The organism is Acidaminococcus intestini DSM 21505 (genome assembly GCF_000425045.1).
GTDB classification, from domain to species: Bacteria; Bacillota; Negativicutes; order Acidaminococcales; family Acidaminococcaceae; genus Acidaminococcus; species Acidaminococcus intestini.
In genome coordinates, this window is the sequence record NZ_AULA01000007.1 from 73,269 (window position 1) to 97,193 (window position 23,925).

Annotated in this window: 23 protein-coding genes and 1 pseudogene; 2 read left to right on the forward strand and 22 right to left on the reverse strand. The window is 49.9% G+C overall.

Annotated elements, in window-relative coordinates; all coding sequences use genetic code 11:
- Positions 1-51: 51 nt before the first annotated feature.
- The 20 genes from H503_RS0103330 to H503_RS0103435 all read right to left on the reverse strand — a co-directional run bounded on the left by H503_RS0103330 (position 52) and on the right by H503_RS0103435 (position 20,649).
- Entirely contained in the window at positions 52-993 is a 942-nt protein-coding gene (locus H503_RS0103330; RefSeq protein WP_026385431.1) for a D-2-hydroxyacid dehydrogenase, read from the reverse strand.
- Positions 994-1,344: 351 nt separating this feature from the next.
- Positions 1,345-1,617 carry a YdbC family protein gene (locus H503_RS0103335; protein WP_009015590.1) on the reverse strand — a complete coding sequence of 91 codons (273 nt, stop codon included), beginning with the start codon at positions 1,615-1,617 and terminating at the stop codon, positions 1,345-1,347.
- Between the two features lie 402 nt (positions 1,618-2,019).
- A complete protein-coding gene (locus H503_RS0103345) occupies positions 2,020-3,108 on the reverse strand; it encodes an LptF/LptG family permease (RefSeq protein WP_009015591.1) in 1,089 nt (362 codons plus the stop codon).
- Between the two features lie 8 nt (positions 3,109-3,116).
- Positions 3,117-3,836 (reverse strand): LPS export ABC transporter ATP-binding protein, encoded by a 720-nt coding sequence (gene lptB / locus H503_RS0103350; protein WP_009015592.1) that lies wholly within the window; start codon positions 3,834-3,836, stop codon positions 3,117-3,119.
- Positions 3,837-3,850: 14 nt separating this feature from the next.
- Positions 3,851-4,699: an LptA/OstA family protein gene (locus H503_RS0103355; protein WP_014128244.1), complete on the reverse strand. Its 849-nt coding sequence runs from the start codon at positions 4,697-4,699 to the stop codon at positions 3,851-3,853.
- Entirely contained in the window at positions 4,700-5,248 is a 549-nt protein-coding gene (gene lptC, locus H503_RS0103360; protein ID WP_014128243.1) for an LPS export ABC transporter periplasmic protein LptC, read from the reverse strand. It abuts the gene before it with no gap.
- Between the two features lie 16 nt (positions 5,249-5,264).
- Positions 5,265-6,134 (reverse strand): lysophospholipid acyltransferase family protein, encoded by an 870-nt coding sequence (locus H503_RS0103365; protein WP_009015595.1) that lies wholly within the window; start codon positions 6,132-6,134, stop codon positions 5,265-5,267.
- Complete coding sequence (locus tag H503_RS0103370; protein ID WP_009015596.1) at positions 6,134-6,676, reverse strand: KdsC family phosphatase; 543 nt, start codon at positions 6,674-6,676, stop codon at positions 6,134-6,136. Before H503_RS0103370 ends, H503_RS0103365 begins: the two co-directional genes overlap by 1 nt.
- Positions 6,677-7,642: a KpsF/GutQ family sugar-phosphate isomerase gene (locus H503_RS0103375; RefSeq protein WP_014128242.1), complete on the reverse strand. Its 966-nt coding sequence runs from the start codon at positions 7,640-7,642 to the stop codon at positions 6,677-6,679.
- A 4-nt stretch (positions 7,643-7,646) separates the two neighbouring features.
- Positions 7,647-8,468, reverse strand: a complete 822-nt coding sequence (kdsA, locus tag H503_RS0103380) for a 3-deoxy-8-phosphooctulonate synthase (RefSeq protein ID WP_009015598.1) — start codon at positions 8,466-8,468, stop codon at positions 7,647-7,649.
- Position 8,469: 1 nt separating this feature from the next.
- The gene (gene kdsB, locus H503_RS0103385; protein ID WP_009015599.1) at positions 8,470-9,249 is read right to left on the reverse strand and encodes a 3-deoxy-manno-octulosonate cytidylyltransferase; all 780 of its coding nucleotides are present in this window, start codon (positions 9,247-9,249) and stop codon (positions 8,470-8,472) included.
- Entirely contained in the window at positions 9,246-11,777 is a 2,532-nt protein-coding gene (gene lpxK / locus H503_RS0103390) for a tetraacyldisaccharide 4'-kinase (RefSeq protein WP_009015600.1), read from the reverse strand. The genes kdsB and lpxK overlap by 4 nt, the downstream gene beginning before the upstream one ends.
- A gap of 47 nt (positions 11,778-11,824) precedes the next feature.
- A complete protein-coding gene (locus tag H503_RS0103395; protein ID WP_009015601.1) occupies positions 11,825-13,594 on the reverse strand; it encodes an ABC transporter ATP-binding protein in 1,770 nt (589 codons plus the stop codon).
- Positions 13,591-14,724 (reverse strand): lipid-A-disaccharide synthase, encoded by a 1,134-nt coding sequence (lpxB, locus tag H503_RS0103400; protein ID WP_009015602.1) that lies wholly within the window; start codon positions 14,722-14,724, stop codon positions 13,591-13,593. Before lpxB ends, H503_RS0103395 begins: the two co-directional genes overlap by 4 nt.
- A 701-nt stretch (positions 14,725-15,425) precedes the next feature.
- Positions 15,426-16,652, reverse strand: a complete 1,227-nt coding sequence (locus tag H503_RS0103410; protein WP_009015603.1) for a CaiB/BaiF CoA transferase family protein — start codon at positions 16,650-16,652, stop codon at positions 15,426-15,428.
- 74 nt (positions 16,653-16,726) lie between these two features.
- Positions 16,727-17,272, reverse strand: coding sequence for a 2-oxoacid:acceptor oxidoreductase family protein (locus H503_RS0103415; RefSeq protein WP_009015604.1), 546 nt, complete (start codon positions 17,270-17,272; stop codon positions 16,727-16,729).
- Complete coding sequence (locus tag H503_RS0103420; RefSeq protein WP_009015605.1) at positions 17,272-18,012, reverse strand: thiamine pyrophosphate-dependent enzyme; 741 nt, start codon at positions 18,010-18,012, stop codon at positions 17,272-17,274. Before H503_RS0103420 ends, H503_RS0103415 begins: the two co-directional genes overlap by 1 nt.
- Before the next feature lie 12 nt (positions 18,013-18,024).
- Positions 18,025-19,080, reverse strand: coding sequence for a 3-methyl-2-oxobutanoate dehydrogenase subunit VorB (gene vorB / locus H503_RS0103425; RefSeq protein WP_009015606.1), 1,056 nt, complete (start codon positions 19,078-19,080; stop codon positions 18,025-18,027).
- Positions 19,081-19,096: 16 nt separating this feature from the next.
- Entirely contained in the window at positions 19,097-19,297 is a 201-nt protein-coding gene (locus tag H503_RS0103430) for a 4Fe-4S dicluster domain-containing protein (protein WP_016459687.1), read from the reverse strand.
- A 23-nt stretch (positions 19,298-19,320) separates the two neighbouring features.
- Positions 19,321-20,649 carry a YjiH family protein gene (locus tag H503_RS0103435; RefSeq protein ID WP_009015608.1) on the reverse strand — a complete coding sequence of 443 codons (1,329 nt, stop codon included), beginning with the start codon at positions 20,647-20,649 and terminating at the stop codon, positions 19,321-19,323.
- A 193-nt stretch (positions 20,650-20,842) separates the two neighbouring features.
- Between H503_RS0103435 and H503_RS0103440 the strand changes: the two genes are divergently transcribed.
- Positions 20,843-21,634, forward strand: a complete 792-nt coding sequence (locus H503_RS0103440; RefSeq protein ID WP_026385433.1) for an IclR family transcriptional regulator — start codon at positions 20,843-20,845, stop codon at positions 21,632-21,634.
- A gap of 173 nt (positions 21,635-21,807) precedes the next feature.
- A complete protein-coding gene (locus H503_RS0103445) occupies positions 21,808-23,067 on the forward strand; it encodes a YjiH family protein (protein WP_226828415.1) in 1,260 nt (419 codons plus the stop codon).
- Positions 23,068-23,145: 78 nt separating this feature from the next.
- Here the strand turns inward: H503_RS0103445 and H503_RS11755 are convergent.
- Both H503_RS11755 and H503_RS0103455 read right to left on the reverse strand, forming a co-directional pair.
- Positions 23,146-23,571 (reverse strand): annotated as a pseudogene (locus H503_RS11755) (DUF6803 family protein); the annotation flags it as partial.
- Between the two features lie 41 nt (positions 23,572-23,612).
- On the reverse strand, positions 23,613-23,925 hold a 313-nt coding region (locus H503_RS0103455; RefSeq protein ID WP_026385434.1), incomplete at its 5' end, for an IS3 family transposase.

Here is a 23,925-nt window from a genome sequence, read left to right on the forward strand (position 1 = left end):
TATATCATGGATTGGTCCGCAATTTTGCAGGAAAATCCCAAAAAATGGCATCTATTTGCGATAACCCGTCTCCCTGTCGACAACATTTTCGAGGGGTTCCCCCTTGATGAAATGCGCAAGGTTGCGGCAGCTTATGGCAATGATTGCGTCCCACGTCGATTGGGCATGGTATCCGCCGCTTACGTGCGGCGTCACAAGAAGGTTCGGTGCTTCCCACAAGGGATCTGATTCAGGAAGCGGTTCAGGCGTTGCCACATCAATAGCAGCGCCGGAAAGATGTCCGCTTTGGAGGGCTTTCTTAAGCGCGTCCTGGTCGACGGCATTGCCGCGGCCGATGTTGACAAAAAGAGCCCCTTCCTTCATTTCAAGGAAACGGGTTTCCGTATACAATCCCTGCGTAGCCGGCGTGTCAGGAAGACAGGAGACGACCACATCAGCCCGGGAAAGGATATCCCCCAGCAAAGCAAAAGTTCCCATTTCATCCGCTTCTGGGACAAGGTCGGACGAGCGCCGTCTGACACCAATGACGTGAGCTCCCATGGCTTTTGCAATGCGGCCGAAATGGCGGCCAATATCGCCAAAACCAATGACAGCGACCGTAGATCCGCAAAGCGTATTCACCGGACCGGCGTCTTCCCAGCGATGCGCCTTACCCTGATCATAATAAGTCGGAAGGCGCTTCATGAGAAAAAGGACCGTTGCCAGGATATGTTCACTGATGGCAATCCCATAGGCCCCTGTAGCATTGGTAAGAGCCACACCGTCTGGCAGGATTCCAGGCTCGCAGTAGGTATTGGCTCCTGCTGAATTCAGCTGCAGAAACCGCAGCTTGGTCAAGGTCTTGACCTTCTGGGGCGCAATATTTCCAATGATGACATCTGCCTCCTTGAGCGCAGTCTCGTCCTTTCCAAACGTAAATTCAGCGCTTGGAGCGGCCTTTTTAAGGGCCATTTTATGTGCATCTGTTACAGGCATAACAACAGAAACCTTCACAATATGAACCTCCTTTGACGTCTTTTCAGACTCTTTGTTACACCTTTATTGTAGCGAAAAAAAGGGGTTTGAGCAATGGGAATTGGCTGATTGTCAGCCATTCATCCAGACTCGTCAGGATGATGAAACAAGACCTAAAGCATGCTGCTGGATTTTCTTAGTTGAAAAGGCCCTGCATTAAAGAAGCCTTTGGATCATCCTGAAGCAGTATGGTTATCCTGTCAAAGGCCTTCGCGCCGTCAGGGAAAAAGGCCAAACCGCCATTTCTAAACACAAAAAGGAACTTCAGCCCTTTTCCGGATCAAGGGACTGAAGCTCCTTTTTCTCTATGAAACTATCGTTTAGGATTTCTTACCGCTGCCCCCGCATTGGGACTTCTTTATCCCGCATATTCGTCAAAAGGGCGTAAAGGATATCGGCTTCTTCCCGTACCAGGGTGATTCCTTTGCCCATCTTCTGGTGGTCCTCACTCCACAGGCGGATATCAAGCTTGCTGCGGCCGCCATTATAGGAAACAAGATTGAGTTCTTTTGTCCACCCTCGGGGCGTCGTCGAAAGAACGCCGATATGACGCTTGATAGCAAAGGAAAAATCGCTGTCGGAACCGTTTGGTTTCTGTTGCATGATGCATACTCCTTTTTGTCGATTTCTAGTGCTGGATCCAGATCTTGCTGCAGCGTTGTAGGCCTGCTCTTATTATACCGTAAATCGGAAAAAACATGTTTCCCGATTATCGTGTGAAAACCGCCTTTCAGCACGGGAAAGGGGTCATTGATAAAAAAGTCCCTTTTAAGAATAATAAGCGTTTGAAGAAAAACATCATCTACAGACTTTTCCGCAACACGGCGGACCCAAAGGGAGCATCCAAACAGTCCTTCAAAAAGGGAGCGCCGAGGCGTAAGAAGTCCCCATGAGAAAGGAATCCTTGTGCAAATCAAAAAAGCCTCCATGGCTTCCTTAAAAGCAAGGAAGCCATGGAGGCACGCGGCTGCAAGAAATCGGAAGGGTTCCTGCATTACGTTACAGTTAGTGATCCTTCTGCCAAATCAGGTAGGCTCCCGCACATCCGCACAGGAAGTTTGGCACGGCCGCCGCGATAAAAGGCGGAATCACGCCGCCCTGACCAAGACCGGTCATAAAAGTCATGATGGAGTAGTAAATAAAGATGATGACCACAGAAAAGCCAAGGCCCATACTGGTTCCTGCCCGCTGACTCTGAACACCAAGCGGCACGCCGATGAGAGCAAAGAAGAAGCTGGCAAGGGGCACGGTAAAGCGGCTGTAGATTTCCATGACGTATTTGCTCGTTGGCTGGTACTGCCGCTCCAAGATACCAATGTACATCTTCAATTCACCGATGGTCATTTCATCAGGGTCTTTCTGATCAAGGGTGATGGTCTTTGGCGTTTCCGTAATGGGAAGGACCTGCTTATCAAAGGTCATGGTCCGCGTGAGCCCTTCCTCGTTTGTGATTTCCGTGATGGTTCCCTTTTCCATGATCCACGTCCCATTCTGCCATTTGGCTTCAGGCGTGCGCTGGATGCGGACGACGCGGCCCTTATCCCAATCCTCGATGGTGATGTCCTTCATGACGCCAGCTTTTTCATCAAAGGTCCGAGCATAAGTAAGACGCGTCAGCTGGCCCTTGGAAATATTTTTCAACAGGATATGGTCCTGGGTACGGGGTTTCGTGTTGTTTTTGATTTCCTGCTGGATGATGCGTTCATACTCGGCTTTCGCCGGCGGCACAACTTTTTCAGCCCAGACCACGGAAAAAAGGCTGACGACGAATCCAGCGGCAAGGATTGGCATGGCAATACGGCGGAAGCTCATTCCCCCACTGCGCATAGCCGTAATTTCGCTGTTTCCAGACAGCTGTCCCATGGTTAAAAGCGAGGCGAGCAGCATACTCATGGGGAAAGTGTAGTTGATGACTTCCGGCATGAGGCACAGGAACAGACGAAAAAGCGATGAATAGGACGCCCCATACTGCGTAATGTACTGGGTTACGCGGAAAAGAAAGGAGCTTGCCACAAAGATGGTTGAAAAGGCAGCTACCCCGAAAGCAAAGGGCTGCAGCATCTGTTTTAAAATATATTTATCAAGTATCCTCATGGTACGCCTCACATCTTAAAGTCTTTTCCAAGGTAGTACTTCCGGGCAATCGGGTCGGCAGCGACCTTCTCACTGGGGCCTTCGACCATGATCTTGCCTTCGTTCAGGATGTAGGCCTTGTCAACGATGCTGAGCGTTTCCCGCACGTTATGATCCGTAATGAGGACGCCAATGCCGCGTTTGGCCAGATGTTTGACAAGGACCTGGATATCGGCCACGGCAATGGGGTCAATGCCTGCAAAAGGTTCATCAAGAAGGATGAAGGCCGGTTCCGTTGCAAGGGCACGGGCAATCTCCACACGACGGCGCTCACCGCCGGAAAGGGCCGTTCCCAGACTCTTACGGATATGCCCAATATGGAACTCTTCAATAAGGGCCTCCATTTTTTCTTGGCGTTTCTTTCCATCCGGCTCCACGTCCTCAAGGATGGCAAGGAGATTTTCTTCCACCGTCAATTTTCGAAAGATGGACGCTTCCTGCGGCAAATATCCAATCCCCGCGAGCGCCCGTTTATACATGGGCAGGTGCGTCACCTCAAGCTCATCCAAATGGACCGTGCCCCGATCTGGATGTTCCAGACCGACGATCATATAAAAGGTTGTTGTCTTGCCGGCGCCATTTTTACCGAGCAGGCCAACAATGCTCCCCTGGGCCACTTCGAGGCTGACATGGTCAACAACGATGCGTCCCCCATATTCCTTTACCAGATCATTTGCACGAATTTTCACAGGTTCTTTCTCCTTTAAGCAAGCTCCGTATCAACAGAACCGATGGTTACAGGCTCACCGGGCCAGTTGTAAAATTTATAGACCGAATCGGGCACACCTTCGCGCCCTGCAATCTGGAAGGTCGGGACTTCCTCACGGGGAGCCTCTTCCTTCTTGCGCGGAATAATGACCATGCGCACATCACCATCGCCTTGGGCAATCTTGCCGCCGGCACCGCGGATCGTAAGCGTATCGCCGCTGACCGTATTGCCTTCCTGTGTCGCTGTCGCGTGGCCGTTCAGATGGATGGTCCCATCGGATTCGTTGAGGTCATATTCAGCCGAATCAGCGCGGGCCGTAAGATCCCGAGGCGGGCTGATCAGGCGTACATTCCCGTCAGCAAAAGCCTTGTTTGTTTCCATGTTATACGTAAGCGATGCCGCGTCAAGGCTTGACCCATCATCCATGGTGAGCTGGGCCCAGCTGCCGACAGTTTCAGCGTATTTGGCCGCCGAGTCGTAGTTGACCTGCTCCGCGCGCAGGGTCTTGTCCGCCTTTTTAAGGACGGCATTGCCAATGGCGGAAAGATAATCGCCCTTATTCTTGATGATGAGGGACGCACTCGTCAGATGGGCGTCTTCTTGATCGGCAACGACGGACCCTTCAAGGCTGCCTTCCCCGGTCTTGGTGTTGTATTCTGCTTTTCTAGCCGTGGCGCGTCCTTTATCGTGGCGGATTTCCACGTTACCTTCGGCCACAGCCTGGCCGCTCTTAAAATCATACTCCACCTTGTCACCGCTGACGCTTGAAGCGGCAAAAGCCACAGCGCCCATGGACAGAAGGCCTGTCATGAGACAAGTGAGGAAAAGTGCTTTCATTTTCATTTAAAAATCTCCCTTCTGTACATGTGCATCCTGTTCCAGCGTGGCGTGCTCCATAGGCACATTGAAGGTTGCCTTGCCTCCCGTGGCAACAACGTCATCCTTGGTCAGCCGCGCATGGCCTTCGGCAATGACAATCTGCTTTTCGTTGTTCCAGGTAATCTTATCGGCCGTCACGGTCCCATTGGTACTGGTCGTGCCTTTGGGGTTCTTTGTAAGGATGACGCTCTTTGTTTTTACATCCACGTCCCCTTCATCAGCTGTGACGGTCATGGTTGAACCATCTTCATCATAGAAGGTCCCTTTGATGCCCTTCATATGATCAATCTGCGCCTTCCTATCGTAGACCATGGATTCCACCGTCAGGGACCACACCTTACGGCCATCCTTGTTTTCTTCGATAGTGGATCCAATGACCTGATGAGGATCTGTTTCCTTGGCCTTCTTGACCGTTCCTGCCGTGGGTTTGCTTGACAGAAGCCAAGCAATGACGCCGCCCATGAGCAGCACGGCCCCAATGACCATCATGATTGTCCGTTTATCAGAGCGCATGAATCGCTTTCCTTTCTTATCCTTCATAAGGTGTATTCCACCGGTGCTGGAACCAGATCCAGTTGTCCGGATATTCGCGGATAATGGCTTCCACTTCTTGGGTCATCTTGAGCGTCACGTTGTAATCATCCTTTTTGCGGTCTCCCGTATCTTCGTAATAAATGGGATCCTTCACAAACACGCGGTGGCCGCAGCCATTTTTCTTGCGGATGATGAAGATGGGAATGATAGGAGCCTTGAACTTGCGGGCAAAATACGCCGGACCTTCCGGTGTCGAAGCCATCTTCCCAAAAAACGGCACAAAGATGCCGTTATAGCCCCCGTCCTGGTCGGCAATCAGGCCCAGCATCCGCCCTTTTTTCATCGCCCGGGCACAGCCGAGGATCTCATTGGTCCCACGGGCAAAGATTTCCTGCCCGACACCGCGGCGCAGCTCATTCATGAAATCACTGTAGACCGGATTGGGCTGAGGTTTTTCCACAGCACTGAGGGGAAATCCATTAAGAGCCAAGGCCGCTCCGAGCCATTCCCAGTTATCCATGTGGCAGGCGAGCATGACAACCCCTTTTTTCTTACTGAGGGCTTCCCAAAGGACATCGGGCCGATCAAAGGTCACAAGGCCGCGGATGTTGTCCTTATTGAGGGCAGGCATGTAGAGCATTTCCATAAAGGTCATGCCTAGATTGAGGAAAAGGCGGTAAATGGTTTCCTTGGCCTCTTTTTCCTCCATGCCCATTCGCTCCATGATGGTCTTTTCCGCACGGACGCGTTGCTTTTTGGCAATATGATAGTATAGTTTACCACAATTTCGTCCCAGGCGGACCACAAATTTATAAGGAAGCCAGGAAACGAAGGTGCTCATCCCTTTGAGAATCGCATAAAGCATTACTGTCTGTCACCATACCCTTTTACCAGATACCCTTCCACGATGCCATCCCAAAGCCCCTTGGCCTTGAGGATCTTCTCGCAGACTTCACGGACAGCGCCTTCTCCCCCTTTTTTTTCGCAGACATAATCGGCACGGGCTGCTACCTCAGGCGCCGCGTCCTTGGGGGCAAAGGAATAGGCCGCGCGGCTAAAGGCCGGCAGGTCATTGAGGTCATCCCCCATGAAAGCCACGGCTTCCATCGGGATACCCAGACGCTGGGCCGCTTCAACGAGGGTCTTTCCTTTATAGATTACATTTTCATAGACATTGCTGACGCCAAGTTCCATGGCGCGATGCAGTACAATCTCGCTGTGACGCCCCGTTATCAGGGCCACTTGGATACCATTTCTCATGGCAAGGCTGATGCCCAGGCCATCGCGTACATTGAAATGTTTGCTGAGTTCATCTTCCTGACCAATGATGATGGATCCATCGGTCATGACACCGTCCACATCGAGGGCAAGGAGACGGATCTTGGCAAACTCTTCGTCTTTCATCATTTATACCACTCCCTGATGCACAAGATCGGTCATATGGAGCAGGCCGACGACTTTCTTTTCTTCATCCACAACGGGCAGGACCGTGATCGGATGGGGTTTATTCGATTCCATGAGATGAAGGGCTTCTGCAGCCAGTTTTCTTGCTGTAATGGTTTTCGGCGACTTTGTCATGAGTTCAGAAACCGGTTTATTGAGGGAATCAAGGCTCTTTGCAAAGCCGCGGCGGATATCGCCGTCCGTGAGAAGTCCCTTCAGCCGGCCCTGTCCATCGACAACGGATACAGCGCCAAGACCTTTATCGGTAATGACAAAAAGCGCATCCTTTACCGTCATGTCAGACGGCACCAGCGGATTTTCATCCCCTTTGTGCATGATATCCCCAACCGTAAGGAGCAGCTTCCTGCCCAGGCTTCCGCCGGGATGGTAGATGGCAAACTGATTTTCCGTAAAATGGCGGGCCGACAGCAGCTCCATGGCAAGGGCATCGCCAAAAGCGAGGGTTGCCGTCGTACTGCTCGTAGGCGCAAGGCCCAAAGGACAGGCTTCCTTCTTGACCCCGACATCAAGGACAATATCCGCGTTCTTGGCAAGGGTCGACTCCGGTTTGCCCACCATGGCAATGATGCGGGCCCCAATGCGGCGGATACTGGGCAGGATATGAAGCACCTCGCCCGTTTCCCCACTATTTGAAATGGCAAGGATCACGTCACCTTGTGTCACCATGCCAAGATCGCCGTGAATGGCTTCGGCAGGATGCAGGAAAAAGGACGGTGTCCCCGTGCTGGCAAGGGTTGCTGCAATCTTGCGGCCAATGATGCCGCTTTTTCCCATCCCCGTTACGATGATGCGGCCGGGGCAGTGAAGGATCATTTCCAGAGCCGCTCCAAAATGTTCATCGACACGGGGAATCAGTTCCAATATGGAATCCGCCTCGATCTGGAGAGCTTCTTTTGCGCGTTCAAACATGGTATCACTCCCTACGCCCAATGGCATCAATGGCTTTAGCGTCCAAAAGGACCTGTTCCATCTTGTCAAGGGCAATCATGTTGGGCCCGTCGGAAAGGGCTTCTGCCGGATTGTCATGGACTTCCATAAAAAGCCCATCGACACCGACTGCTGCAGCCGCGCGGGCCATATGGGGCGCATACTGGCTCTGGCCGCCGGAACTTGTGCCCTTGCCGCCAGGAATCTGTACGCTGTGCGTCACATCCATGATGACCGGATAGCCGAAGTCACGCATGATGGGAAGGCTCCGCATGTCCGTTACCAGCGTGTTGTAGCCAAAACTGGCCCCGCGCTCAGTCAGCATGATCTTTTCGGTTCCAGACCCGACGAGCTTATTGATGACATTTTTCATGTCCCACGGAGCCAGGAACTGGCCCTTCTTGACGTTCACCACGCGGCCTGTATGGGCAGCTGCCACGAGCAGGTCCGTCTGGCGGCAGAGAAAAGCCGGGATCTGGATGATATCGAGGACTTCCGCTGCTTTTTCCACTTGATAGGTTTCATGGACATCAGATACAACAGGGACGCCCAGGTCCTTTTTGATCTGCTTCAAGATTTCAAGCCCTTCTTCCAGACCCGGGCCGCGGAAAGCCGTAAGGCTCGAACGATTTGCTTTATCGAAGGAAGCTTTGAAAACATAGGGCAGGCCCACCTTTTCACAGATGGCCTTGGCCCGTCTTCCGATCATGAGACTCCGTTCATAGCCTTCCAGGACGCAGGGACCAGCCATGACAAGGAGCGGATGGCCGGCACCGACTTTGTAATTACCAATCGCTACGGTCTTCATGTTACTTTCCTTCCTCGGCAGCTCGTGCCGCTTCTTCCTGACGTTTCTTTTCTTCTTCCAGTTCAAAGACCTTGTTGGCCCGATCCAGATCTTCCTGCGTATCAATGCCAATGCCTTTGAAATCCGTCGTGAGAACCTTGATCTTGGCTCCCGTTTCCAGGGCACGTAGCTGTTCCAGACCTTCAATCTGTTCAAGAGGCGTGGGAAGCAGTGCCGCAAACTTCAATAGAAAGTCACGACGGTATGCATAGATACCAATATGCTTATATACTTTGAACTCCGGTGTCTTGTGACGGGGATACGGAATCAAGCTGCGAGAGAAATAGATGGCATAACCACTTTGGTCCGTAACCACTTTGACCGCGTTGGGATCGTCATATTCTGACGCATCCATAAGGGTCTTTGCCGTCGCCATCTGGAGCTGGTCGTTATTTTCGAAAGCTTCACAGAGGGAATCAATCAGTTCTGGCGGAATCATCGGTTCATCCCCTTGGACATTGATGATGACATCGACCTTATCATAGCTCAAGGCGACCTCAGCAAGACGGTCCGTACCGGACGGGTGCGTAGCCGCCGTCATCATGGCCTTGCCGCCAAAGCCTTCCACGGTTTCCTTGATGCGTTCATCATCGGTAGCAACAATGATCTCATCAGGAATCTTGGCTTGGGCTGCCCGTTCGTAGACACGCTGAATCATGGGCTTACCGGCCAGATTTGCAAGAGGTTTCCCCGGCAGACGGGTAGAAGCATAACGCGCCGGAATCACACATAAAACTTTCATTGTCTTTTGTTCTCCTTTTCGATGGCAGTGGTAATCGTTTTCACAAACGCCTCTTCCCCACTGGTGATCTGGATTTCCATGTCTAGGACATAGAGGGGGACCTCACGATGGAGGTAGATGAATTCTGTCGGGATCTTAACGGCGTCCTTGCCTGTTGTGACAAGTGCCGTGACCCGTTTGCTGATGGCCCGTTCCATGATGTACTGCATTTCCACCATGCCATAATCATGATGGTCCGGGTAACGGATGGCTTCTGCAATCTGAAGCCCCTCACCAGCCATGGTCTGTTCAAAGCTTGACGGGTTGCCAATGGCCGAAAAGACCATGACTTCCTGTCCCTTGAGTGCCTCAAGGGGAAGTGCCTTGGAGCCATCATTTTTATACCAATCGGCAATCTCAATGAACGCACAGGGTTTGTGGATACTCTCCACAATGGGCGCATTGGGTTTGTAGCGATGCAATTGGTCGCAGAGCGTGGCCCGGGAAATGGGTGAACTCTGGTCGCATTTGGTGAGCAGGAAGAGGTCGGCGCGGCTGAGGTTCTTCAGCGGTTCACGCAGGGTGCCTCTGGGGAGGATGCTGCCATTGCCAAACATATTGAGCGTATCCACAAGGACCACATCCAGGTCCCGGTGGAGCTGCCAATGCTGGTAGCCATCATCGAGGATAATGACTTCAGCCTTGAATTTGTCGACAGCATACTGACCTGTAATGGCGCGTTCCTTCCCAATGACAACGGGAATCCCAGGCAGCTGTTTTGCCATGAGGAACGCTTCGTCACCGGCTTCATAGGCAGTCATGTAGATCTTTTTGCCGTCGGAAACAACACCGATCTTTTCCTGCCAGTGGGACCGATAGCCGCGGTTCAAAATGACGACACGGTACCCCATGTCGCGAATCATAAGAGCCACTTTCTGGGCGGTTGGGGTCTTTCCGGTACCGCCAACCGTAATATTGCCAATGCTGATGACGCAGCAGTCCAGCTTTGTCGTCGGCAGGAGATGGTGATTGTAGCAGCTCAGTTTGAGGCGAACCCCCACTTCATAAAGTACGGATAGGACGCGGAGCAAGGAAAGGACCAACCAGTCCACCACATTGTTGTCCTCACCATGGGAAAGCTGGATCAAATATTGTGTCACTGCATCCCCAGGGCGCATGCGGGGCGATACTTCATCGTTGATGTTGCGCGTGCTGATCTTATAGTGGGTGTTGACCATGCTCTCTGTGGCTGTAAGCCGCAGGAGTTCCTTAAGATAGCCAATGGTGCGGACCGCGGCTCCGCGGTTTTCGCGGATAACCTGGATGGACGCGTCGCCCATCTTTTTACGGAGTGCGTCATCACGCAGGATTGTAAGGAACATAGCCGTCAGTTCCTTTGTATCCCGAATTTGGACACAGGCTCCCACCTTGCTCAAAAGAGAGAAGGAATCCTTGAAGTTTGACATGCTCGGACCCACAATGATGGGTTTGGCATGAGCCGCCGGTTCAAGGACATTGTGCCCGCCATGGTTGATAAGGCTGCCGCCGACAAAAACGACATCACCCACGGCATAGATGCGGCCCAATTCCCCGATCGTATCAATGAGGATGACAGGGTAACGCGGCCGCTGCCCTTTTTCGTCGCGAAGGACGGAGCGCAGGCCTACCGTGAGACCGAAACGTTCGGCAAGACGCGTGATTTCATGGGTCCGTCCCGGCTTTCTCGGGGCAATGAGGAGCCGTGCCCTAGGAAATTCCTTTTGGACTTCTGTAAAGGCTTCAAAAAGCTTTTCTTCTTCCGTCGGATGGGTGCTCCCCGCGACGATGACTGGATAATCATCGTAAAGACCGAGTTCTTCCTTGTAGGTCTTGAGGTCTTCGGGCGTCACTTCTGCATAGGTCTGATCAAATTTCGTATTGCCCGTTATATAGATGCGGCGCTTTTCCGCGCCCAGATGCTCAATGTATTCGGCATCAATGGAACTTTGCATGCAGAAACGGGTCACGCTTCCCATCATATCATCAAGGATGCCGTAAAGGTACCGGTAACTTTTGACGGATTTATCGGAAATACGGCCGTTTACCATCATGACGGGAATGCGGCGGCGCTTGATGGCACGCAGGAAATTCGGCCACAGCTCCGTTTCCACAGGCATGAAGATACGCGGCATGATGCGCTTGACAAAGGATTCGGATACAAACGGCATATCAAGCGGGAAATAGATGATGGCGTCCGCTTCGGGAATGATTTGGTGGGCCATGTTATAGCCCCCCGTCGTCACGGCAGAAACCAGGATCTTGGCATCAGGCATAGCCTTGCGGATTTCCTTCACAAGGGGGCTTGTGGCCACAATTTCACCTACGCTGGCCCCGTGGATCCAGATACAATTCTGGTGTGCAACGGCTGCGATTTCATCGTCACGAATAAAGCCCATGCTCTGGCGGAAGCGGCGGGGAAATCCTTTTTCCCGGAAATAGCGCCAGATGAAATAAGGCAGTACAAAAAAGATCAGCAGCATCACTGCCAGGAAGTTATACAGATAATACATGAGTCACCCTCGTTTCACTTTATCGGGAAGCCTATCTCCCGTACCTTTTAGGCGTCTTCACTTGCGTCATCCCCAAAAGTGCCGGATGCCGTCTGGTTCTCCTTGAACTGGATATCGTGCAGATGGGCATAAAGACCATGTTTTGCCATGAGCTGCTGATGGGTACCTTCTTCTACGATGGAGCCCTTATCAAGGACAATGATTTTGGCAGCGTTTTGGATCGTCGACAGCCGGTGAGCAATAACAAAACTCGTGCGGCCCACCATCAGGCGGTCCAAGGCCTCCTGGACGATGCGTTCACTTTCCGTGTCAAGGGCACTTGTTGCTTCGTCAAGGATCAGGATACGGGGGTTCTTGAGGATGGCCCGGGCAATGGAAATGCGCTGGCGCTGGCCGCCGGAAATATTGACGCCCCGGTCACCAAGCTGTGTATCATAGCCCTTAGGCAGCTGCTGGATGAACTCATCGGCATTTGCGGCTTTAGCCGCTGCAATGACTTCATCCCGCGTTGCATCCAGCCGTCCATAAAGGATGTTGTTATAGACCGTGTCGTTAAAGAGGTTGGTTTCCTGAGGCACAATGCCGACCTGTTCGCGCAAGCTGGCAAGCGTCACATCCCGAACATCGTGGCCGTCAACAAAGATGGCCCCTTCCGTCACGTCATAAAAACGAGGCAAAAGGCTTGCCACCGTTGACTTACCGGCACCGGAAGGCCCCACAAGGGCAATGGCTTGACCGGGCTTTGCAGAAAAACTCACATCGTGAAGAATGGTCTCCCCTTTATTGTAGGCAAAGGATACATGACGGAATTCCACATTTCCCTCAACACTGGGCAGCGTGATGGCATCAGGCTTCTGCGGAATCGTATCCGTCAGGTCCATGATGTAAAAGACACGTTCAGCCGCGGCAAGCGCCTTTTGGATGCTTCCCAATACGCGGGCAATCCGCTTGATCGGATTGGAAATATTGATGGCATAGACGAGGAAAGCCACAAGGGACCCCGCCGTAATGTCACCGCCGATGACGGAACGGCCGCCAAACCAAATGATGGCCGTGACCCCAAGGGCCGCAATGAACTCAATGACAGGAGACAGGGTTCCCATGAGCTTGGCACTTTTCATATTGGCGTAGAAATTGGCCTTGTTCTGCTGATCGAAGCGGGCAATTTCATAGGGTTCACGGACAAAACTCTTCACAACACGCGTAGCAGCCAAGGTTTCCTGCAGGATCGACGTAATATCCGCCGTTGCCTGCTGGATACGGTGGCCGCTCTTGCGAATCTTCTTGCCAAAGAAATCCATGAAGAAAAGAACCACTGGGAAAGTACAGAACGTAAAAAGGGTCAGCTTCCAGTCAAGGTAGACCATGGCGCCGACGCTCCCGATAAGGACACTCGTTTCCGTGATGATTTCAATGGAATTGGCCACCATGGCACCTTGGAGGGCTGCCACGTCGTTTGTGACATAGCTCATGATGGTACCCAGCTTATTCGTGTCAAAAAAATGAGTCGACAGAGTCATGAGCTTGCGGTAGACAATTCCTCGTACATCGATGACAATGCTCTCGCCGACATAGTTCATGAGATAGCTCTGGCCATAGTAGAAAATGCCGCGGGCAAAGAAAATGACTACGATTCCAAGGGAAATCAAATTAAGGAGATCACTATCCTTGTTCTGGAAGACCTTATCAATGACATCGCGGACAATCCACGGCACATAAAGGTTGGCAGCGGCCGTCATGACCGTACAGAAACCGGCTGCAATGAGGCGTCCCAAATAGGGACGAATGAATTTGAGGATTCTAAGATATAGGTTCATTTCTTCTCCTTGGCAGTTTCAAGTATAAGGGCAGCCGTCCGCTTGACGGCGCCCGGAGCTCCGAGCTTATAAATGGCCTCCCGAAGATCCTGATGGACCTTGGCCCCTTCGGCAGGATCCAAAAAGCGCAGGACATGACGGGCCATATTTTCCGGCGTCATCTTTTCCTGAATGAGTTCGGGCAGGATTTCCCGGCCTGCTAACAGATTGGGCAGGCCTGCATATTTCACTTTGACGAGGGCTTTAGCAATGGCCATGCTGATGGGACTTGCCTTGTAACAGATGACGCTGGGAAGATCCATGAGGGCCGCTTCCAGGACGACGGTCCCGCTCGTAGCAAGGGCCGCGTCGCAGGCACCCATAGTGTCATAGGGATGCCCTTCGACAATGCGGACGGGAATCTTGGACGTATCAAGGGCTGCTTCGAGCTCCCGACGATCCACATTGGGCGCCTTTTGGAGAATGAAATCCGCATCAGGCTGGTCCTTTTTGATAAGCGGCAATGCTTCAAGCATCACGGGAAGGACGCCTCGAAGTTCACCCTGACGGCTTCCTGGGAGCAACAGGATGAGCGGATGGCCTGGCCTTTTACCGACCGCCTTTTGGGCTTCTAATTGGCTCATCGTAGGTTTTACGATATCAACAAGAGGATTGCCCACAAATTCAACAGGCGCGCCGGCTTCCTTATAGACCTCATAAGCAAAAGGATAGATGCAGGCCACACGGGCTGCCAGACGGGCTACCATCTTGGCCCGCCCCCGCCGCCAGGCCCACGCCGAAGGCGGAATGAAGGAAAAAACGGGAATACCTAACTGCTTTGCGACCTTGGCCACACGCATATTAAAATCTGGATAATCGACAGTCACAAAAATATCCGGTTTCCGTTCCACCATAACCTGGCGAAAAGCATCCCGGAGCCGAAACAGGTCTGGTAGTTTCCGGAGGACCTCAACAAAGCCCATGACGCTGTTGTCTTTATAATCAAAAATAACCTCTCCGCCAGCAGACCGGAGCGCGTCGCCGCCCATGCCAAACACTTCGGCATCAGGTGCAAGGGAAAGAATTTCCCTCGTCAGGGCCGCGGCATGCAGGTCGCCGGAAGCTTCACCGGCCGAGATGAAGATACGCATCCTATGGAACCCTCCTCACGTAGGATTAAATGACAGTTTGACAGTTTATTATATCATATCGGAGAAAATTTTGCTGTAGCTTTGGATTCCTGGGACAGGATTGAGATAAAAAATAAGCAGGGGAAAGACTGTGCGGCCGGCCCCAAACCGCCCTACGGGAGGGGGCCGAATTGATTCGCCCGAAAACATGTTTCTCGGACTTCCGCTTCGCTCCAAAAGCGTCCTTCGAAACCTGGGCGAATATTCCTCACTCCCGTTCGTGTGGAGACGTTGCCCCCAAAAACGGGGCGCCTCATCCACCACCATCAAGGAGGTCATAAAATGACCCACTTGAGGGTCCCCCGCCTTGGTAAGGCGGAGCGGCATTCGCCGCCTTGAGACATGTACCCTGACGGAAAAACCTCAAAGGGGGTTGTCAGGCTTACATTTCTTATCACGAAGGGAAGGAAGATGATTGCGCACGGCAATCCATTTATCGTGAGGGTGACAGACTAAGCTATTTCGTTCTTATCCCCGTTGACCAAACTAAAGAAAACTATGAGCGTCCAGCCCCATTTCTTCCGCACATCATCCATGCCTAGTCGTTTAGCCATAACTCTTCCTGATGGGTCCTCTTAACCGCTTAAATACACAAAAATCCCGCAGCCATCACATAGCTGCGGGAGACTTTTTCCGTTTGTACTGACGAGGGCAAGGCCACGCTAACGGACCACGTTCGCCTCGGTCAATGCCTTGATTTCTTCTTTCGAATATCCCATCTCTTTCAGGATTTCCTCTGTATTATCCCCAATTCCGCGAGTCGGTTTGTAAGTGCGGCATGCATATCGGCTAAACGCCAACGGCGGGGTTGGCATCATGACCGTTGTATGTCCCTTATCCGGGAACTCCACAGGAACCATATAGCGATTTTCTATCGCCTGCCTATCTTGGCTGACTTCCTGCGATTCCATCATGATTTCACAGGAAATGCTGTGCTCACTTAGATATTCACGCCACTGCTTACTGGTACGCGTCAAGAAAATCCGGTTGCAGCGTTCCGTTATCTCTACAATGGAACCGGTGCGCTGCAAGGTCTCCACATCCTTGTAGCGCGGGTCATCGATGATATCCTCCAGTCCCAGAAGTTTTGCAAATTTTTCTTTGTCTTTTATATATTCATTGCAGTAGATTCCAATCCAGCGGCCATCCTTACAACGATAGGTCTGACTAAAGGGGTCACACGGGCGAAGTGGATCTGGGTTCAGGTGTTTTCTTTCAAATTGGGTCTGGACAACACCGATAGCGTTGCACCAGATTCCATTAGCAAAAAGGGATGTCATGACTTTTGTTCCCTTTCCCGTCTTTTCTTTTGCATATAGAGCCATCAAGATTCCTGAAAGAAAGACAGAACTTGTTGCCATATCCCCGAAAGCATACGTGGGGACAAAAGGAAATGAATCTTTGGTCTGCCAATCAGCAACAGCGCCGGCACGAAGCCAAAAAGCCGTGATGTCAAACCCTGGGTTTTGGGCAGCCGGGCCTTTGGGACCATAGCCTGAAAAATGGGCATAGATAAGGGCCGGAAACATGTCCTTCAAGGTTTCATAATCCAATCCATTACGTCGGAGCGATTGTTCTCGAATATTTGTGATGAATACATCTGCATGGCTAAGCAGATCCAGAAGGATGGTCTTCCCCTTTTCTTTTTTCAGGTCAAGGGAAAGAAATTTTTTATTGCTGTTGTGGATGGTAAAAAGAGGATTCAAATCATCTTCGTAAGGCACAAATTCATGAACGCCCCCCGAACGCATCACGTCTCCCTGCAAGGCCTCCACCTTAATAACTTCAGCCCCATAGGCACAAAGCATGCGTGCACAAGTGGGAGCGGCTACAACAGTTGCAAGTTCTACGACCTTGATTCCTGATAGTGGCAAAGTTTTCGGTTCCATACGCGTAAGCTCCATTCATCCTTAAGATGAGGAGTCCCTCTGCCCGGGCTGGGTATATGGCACTCCTCTACGGGTCATTCCATTTGTTTTTTAGCAGCTTCAACGCCTCGGTCAAAGCATACCCCATTTTTAGGATTATTTTTCCCTTTCTTTGCAAAGAAATGATCGACGGCCCCCCTCATATACGCTACATCAAAATGGTGTGATGCATAGGACAAAGCACCCAGCATAACGATATTGGTTCCCTTCGGATTGTCCAATTCATTGGCAATATCACTAGCGGGAACTTTGATGACAGTCACGTCATGACGGAACTTCCGTTCCGGTCGCACAAGACTACTGTTGACCAAAAGGATACCGCCTGGTTTGATCTGACTTTCAAATTTATCAATGGCCGCGTCGTTCAGCGTGTATAAGATGTCAATGTCATGGCAGTAGGGACTGGGGATTTCTTTATCATCCATCTTGATGTTGCAGTTTGCTGTACCGCCACGCATTTCTGAACCATAGGAAGGATACCAGGTCACATGTTTTCCCTCTTCCATGCCGGCATCGGCAAGGATCATACCTGCAACGAGAACGCCCTGACCACCAAATCCAGAGCAAATGATTTCTACCATCAGACTGCACCTCCTTTATCGATGAACTCACCCGTCGGATACGTTGCGCTCTGTTTCGATTTGATGAAGTCCATAGCGGCAACAGGTGTCATATGCCAGTTCGTAGGACAAGGGCTGAGCACTTCGACAAGGCAGAACCCTTCTCCATTCATTTGTTTTTGCAGAGCTTTCTTAATCATCTTTCCGGTCTTCATGATATCAGCCGGCGTATCCAAGGCGCCCCGAGCCATATAAGCGATATCAAGTCCGCCAAGGATTTTTGTGATATCAATAGGGTTCCCATCTTTTTTTACCGTTCTGCCATGAGGAGAAGAAGTTGTCTTCATGTTGACAATGGAAGTCGGCGACATCTGCCCACCTGTCATTCCAAATACACTGTTATTTACCACGAGGGCTAGGATGTTTTCATTGCGAAGAGCGCAATGAAGGGTGCTTTCAATCCCGATACTATAGGCCGATCCGTCACCAGGATGAGCTACAACAATGGCATCGGGACGAACTCGTTTCAATCCAGCCGCCGCAATGATGGGTCGGCCATGAGCACTCATGATGGTATTATATTTCAGTGCGAATTGAGCAAATTCACCGCAGGCTACGTCCTCAACGGTAAGCATACGGTCTTCGATCCCCAGTGCTTCCGCCGCTTCAGCCAAAAGCCGTACGATGATTCCATGTCCACATCCAGGGCACCAGCTCGCCTGCTGCGTCATATCGATTCCATTAGGAATTTTGCATTCCATGAAAATCCCTCCTTACAATCTTTTCAGCATATCCCGTACTTTGGAAAGAATTTTCTTTTCTTCTGGTACATTCGAAAACTCCCCATAATATTCCACAGGTCGGCTATTTCCGCAGGCAAGGATCACATCGTCCTTCATCTGTCCCAAGATGCTCATTTCGATATCAAGGAACGCTTTGACTTGGGGTCCCAGTGCTTCAAATGCCTTTTTAGGGAAAGGCCACAGCGTGATGGGTCGAATGAGACCAAGGCGAAGACCTTCCTCACGGCCTTGATAAACGGCTGCTTTAGCGACACGGGAACTGATGCCATAAGCAACAAGGACAATCTCTGCATCGTCTGTCATGACCGATTCCCAACGCTGCTCATGTTTTTCCATCTCGGCATATTTACTGCACAGATAATCTACATATTCTTCTGCTCCGATATCCCAATAACGATTCCAGACAATCCGCTGTTTTTCTCCCTTTCTGCGAGGTCTGATGACCCAATCATACTGATTGATATCATGTTCTTTCATAGCTGGGAGTTCAACTGGTTCCACCATCTGTCCAATCGCCGCATCTGATGCCACGAGAACAGGATGGCGGTATTTTTCAGCAAGATCAAAGGAGATATAAGCAAGGTCAGCATTTTCTTGTACGCTCGATGGAGCAAGGACAATGGTATGGTAATCTCCATGCCCACCGCCACGGGTAAGCTGCCAGTAATCCCCCTGCCCTTGGAAAATATCCCCCAATCCTGAGCCAATCCTCATCACATCGGCAATGACAGCGGGAATATCACCACTGCATAGATAAGAGATACCTTCCTGTTTCAGTGAGAAACCAGGACCCGAAGAGGTCGTCAAGGCGCGAGCCCCCCCTGATGCTGCACCAAAGACCATATTGATTCCAGCAATTTCTGATTCGGTTTGAATAAACTGACCACCGACTTCTTCCATACGCCAAGATAAATATTCCAGGATTTCAGTTTGTGGGGTAATTGGATAACCGCTAAAGAAACGGCAGCCAGCCCGCAAACAGGATTCGGCAAACGCTTCATTTCCTTTCATCAATACTTTCGACATATTTCCTTCCCCCTCTTTAATTCGTGATTTCGATGCAATAATCGGGGCACATCCTATAACAGGAACCGCAGCCAATACATTTTTCTTCGTCTAAATGAACAATTTCATAGCCTTTCTCACCCAGTTCCGTGGATGGTGTGAGCGCTTGCTTCGGACAGACGCTGACACACAGGAAACAGCCTTTGCAGCGCGTATAATCCACACTTATTTTGCTCATTCTTTTCCCTTCTTTCATATTATTCAGAAAATTATTGTACTTATCAAGACAACAAAGGGGAGTGCAATCACGGTTCGTTCAATAAAGATCAGCGCGACATGCCCCATGTTCTTGACAAGTTTGGTGGAAATAAGCAGGGCCCCGATTTCACTCATGTAGATCAATTCGAGGATACTCATGGTACCGACAATAAACTTTGTTTGAGGTGACGCAACAGCTTTCCCCAGGATAATGGGAAGATAGTTATCAGCAAAACCGGAAATGATAGCTGGAGCCGCTGTATAGGCTTCGGGAACGCCTGTCAGATCCATAAACCAACCAATCGGATACGATAGATAAGTCAGGATAGGCGTATAAGTGCATAAAATCAGAGCCACCATCCCATAGCACATGACGATTGGTTGAAGAGATACAACATAGCTGACCATGGATGAAATTTTATCAGTAAAGTTTTTTATGCCCGCAGTTTCTGCACGTTCACAGGCCAGCACCGTAGCTCTTGTCAGGCGAGATCCATCAATGGCCCGATATTCCTTTCTTTCGACGCCTGGTTTATAACTTTCTGGATACAGGCTCAAAGGAGGAATCCGAACCGTAGCAATCGCCAAGATAATGCCAACCACAACGATGGTCAGATAGAAGTAGGAAAAATAATCCATTACACCTAAGACGTTTGCTACGAGGGAACACCACCCAATACTGGAAACAGCAAAGCAAGCTGCTACCGTAGCCGCTTCTTTCACAGTAAAATATCCCTCGTCAAAAAACTGCTTAGCTGCCATTGCACCGGCTGAAACAGGTCCCAACCAAGCACTGATGATGGAAACAGAGGCCATTTCCGTAACTTTGAAAAGGGGTTTCATGATAAAACCGATGATGGTTCCCAAAAATTCCATAAGACCAAATTCCAGGATGAAGGTCTGAAACAGAATCATAGGTGGAATGAGGATGGAAAGTTGCGTTGCGAGCGGCAGCATCGTTCCTCCGGTATCGATGGATGTCATAAATTCAGGGCCAAGCGTAAAACACGAACACACGGCAAAAACAGCACCCAGCAATCTTACAAAAGCCTCAAACTTTGTGCAGGAAAAGAGGCTTCTGCACATAGGATGATCCTCAATCCACTTTGGTTTGGCTAGCACATCAATCCAAGCGATGAAGGCGCTTAGTACGATGATGGTGGTCATAAGAATCTCGAGCGGATGCCCCATCCAGGAAACAAACTTCTTCAAGTAGTAAAAAGTGAACGTATCCACATTTTTACCAAAGTTTAACGGAATAACAACTAAGAAAAGACCGAGCAGTGTACCAACCACAAACTTCAATAAATTTTTCAGCGATACCGTATCCATGTTCCACCTGCTTTCTTACTCGTCTTGTTAGGAAGGGGATTCAGCTTGACAAATAAAGATGACTGTACTAGAATCAAATTATGAAACGCGTTTCTCTTTTTTAAAATAGCATGTTCAATTATCCTTGTCAAGTTCCCTTTCCTTTTTTCGAAAAGAGAAAAGAATCGGTTCATCATAAGAAATGGAGTCTACTATGAATACATCTGAACCCAAAGAACCCTCTTTCATCACCATTCTTGGCCGAGCCTTCACAATCATGGAGGAACTCCTAAAAAGTGACAAGCCGCTCGGCGTTTCCGAATTGGCACGCTTAACGGGCATTCCAAAAGCAAATACATTTAGAATCATGAAGACTCTGGAAGAATTAAAAGCTGTCAGTCCCAAAGAAGACGGCTACATTCTAGGAAGTAAAATGATCGAGCTGGGCGCTGGAGCCAAACATAATGATGAATTTATGTTGGTTGCCAAACCTTACCTCCAAAAATTATCAAAGACTTGTGAGGAAACAGTCAATCTTGGAATCATGTTTCAGGATTATGTACTTTTTATCCACACGGAACTTGCAGAGCAGCGCTCCCTAGTGGCTTCCCTGCCTCCCGTTACACCACTTTACTGTTGCTCAGTTGGAAAAATCTTCCTTGCCTATCAGACAAATAAAGAATTGGAGCACTATTTTAAAGTTCACCACCCCATTAAACGAACAATCAATACACGAACTACAAAGGAAGCTCTCCTTCAGGAAAGTGAGAAGATTCGCCGTGACGGCATTGCTCATGATCATGAGGAATATGACTATGGGCTTTCCTGCATTGCTGCTCCTATCTTCCTCGGAGAAAATCTAGCCGCAGGAATCAGTCTTTCCGGTCCGACCAGCCGACTCCAATATAAGGGATATGCTTTCCTCGAAAAGGAACTTAAAGCAACAGCAGAAGCCCTTTCAAAGGAAGCAAGCCTCAAAAAGGTTGTTTTGCCCGACCTTAGCTAAGAACAGCGTTCTTATCAGCTCATCACCGTGATGAATAAAAGAGAGGTGGCATAATCGTGGATTCTGTTCAGAAAGATTCTTCCCATTTACGTAAATCTTCCTTCTTGCGATTTTTTGTTCCATCCTTTATGGGGCTGTTTCTCTTCCTGTTTCCCGTTTGGGTTGATGGGAATATGAACATTCCACTTGGGCTCATTTCCAATGCCATCGCTCAATGGATTCATCCTTTTTCCAATGCAATTCTCATGATCTGCGTAGGAATCTCTGCAATTTTTTCATGGATTTGCACTATCTGGAGACCTAATTGGTCACGCACGAATAGTCTATGGAATGAGCTTTTTTACGTTTCCCATCCTTATCTTTTTATTCGGACGATAGGCGCTGTCATCACGATTCTCGTGGCCACCCAAACCGGTCCTGATTGGCTTATTTCTGAAGAAACAGGCGGATCCATCATCCAGCTTATGGGGATTCTCATTGCCTGGTTCTTAGCAGCCTCTTTTTTGATTCCTCTGCTTACAGAATATGGAATCATGGATTTTACTGGAACCTTGCTGAGAAATATATTGAAGCCGCTTTTCCACTTGCCAGGGCGAGCCGCCATCGATCTTCTAGCCTCTTGGGTTGGTAACTGCAACGTAGGGGTTGTCCTCACAACAAAGCAATATGAATCTGGATACTATACAGACCGTGAAGCCATCTTGATTGCCAGTTGTTTTTCCGCGACTTCCCTCCCCTTCTGCCTTGTCATTGCGGCTATTATGGGCGTTGACCAATACTTTATCCAACTATACTTTATTCTCAGTTTGGTTGGAACCCTGTCCGCTATGATCATGAGCCGTATCTGGCCTCTTGAAGGGAAATGGAAGGACGAGTACTATCCTCCTGTCGGCCGTAAAGTCCAGGAAGTTCATCCGGTGGGAATCAGCCGCTCCCGCTGGGCACTTCATCAGGCTATAAAAAGAGCTGAAAAAGGGCCCACCTTCTTCCAGCTGGTTTCAAATGGAATACAGCTATTCCTCAATATCATTTTCACACTGGTACCAGTTACCATGTGCATCGGAACACTGGCCTGCTGTCTGTCATCCTATACTCCACTCTTCCAATGGATTGCCCTGCCGTTTCAGTGGTATTTCAAACTCTGTGGTCTGAAAGAATATGCAGCCGCAGCTCCCGGGGCTGTTGTCGGTTTTGTTGATATGTTCATTCCTGCCATGATCTGTGCAGGAATCACTTCCATGAAGACACGGTTTGTCATCTGTATCCTTTCTTTAGTCCAAATCATTTATATGACAGAAGTCGGTTCCATTATGCTAAATTCCAAGTTGCCCATAACCATCATGGATCTTGCTATCATTTTTCTTGAAAAAACAATCATTGCCATTCCCATGATTGTTTTCTTCACTGATTTATTTGTAAAATTTCAAGAATAATGAGTTTTTTTGATAAAATTTGTCAAATATTAAATAAACCCCTTCCGCTTAGACCGGAAGGGGTTTTATGCTGACCCGTCAGGGATTTTGCCCGCAGCCGTAAGAGCCGTTCATGGGGCCCTGTTGGGGGCCGCCCTGCCGCGCGCCGTCCATCATGGCGCCATGCTGGAAACCGGGATTCATCTGCATGTCTTGATGCATGGGAGCAGAAACTTCATAGCCGCCAAGACGGGGATCGACCATGCCAAAGACCATGGCAACATGGGTGAAAAAGACAAAGAGCAGCAGGATGAAGATATGGCATTTGGCATTTTTCTTGGCGTCCGGGCCGTTACCAATAAAGCCGAGCTCCGTGAAAAGAAGCAGGAAGGCGGGGATGATGCCAAGGACATAGGCCCAGACCGCGATAAGGTCGATGGGGCCCCGCCACTCAATGGTGGGGATGTAGCGCGTAACTAGGTAGAGGGCGGCCACGATGAAATAGAGGCTAAAGAAGAGACCGCCTCGATGATGTGTACCCCAAAAACTGGACGCATATAAATTAGTTAAATGGCATTAGTGGATGTTTCCCGATATATTTCGGGAGGCATCCATTTTGTTTTTTTCTGAATCCTTTCCTTGTTGAAATAATGAATGTATTCTTTCACTGCTTTAGCAAATACCTTGAACGAGGTGTATTCTTTTTCGCTTCCGTAATACATTTCATTTTTCATCCGACCAAAAAAGGTCTCCATAATACTGTTGTCATAGCAGTTGCCCTTACGCGACATTGACTGTATAATTCCATGCTTTTTCAATTCACTTCTGTAATATTCATGCTGATACTGCCATCCCTGATCCGAGTGCATAATTAAACCC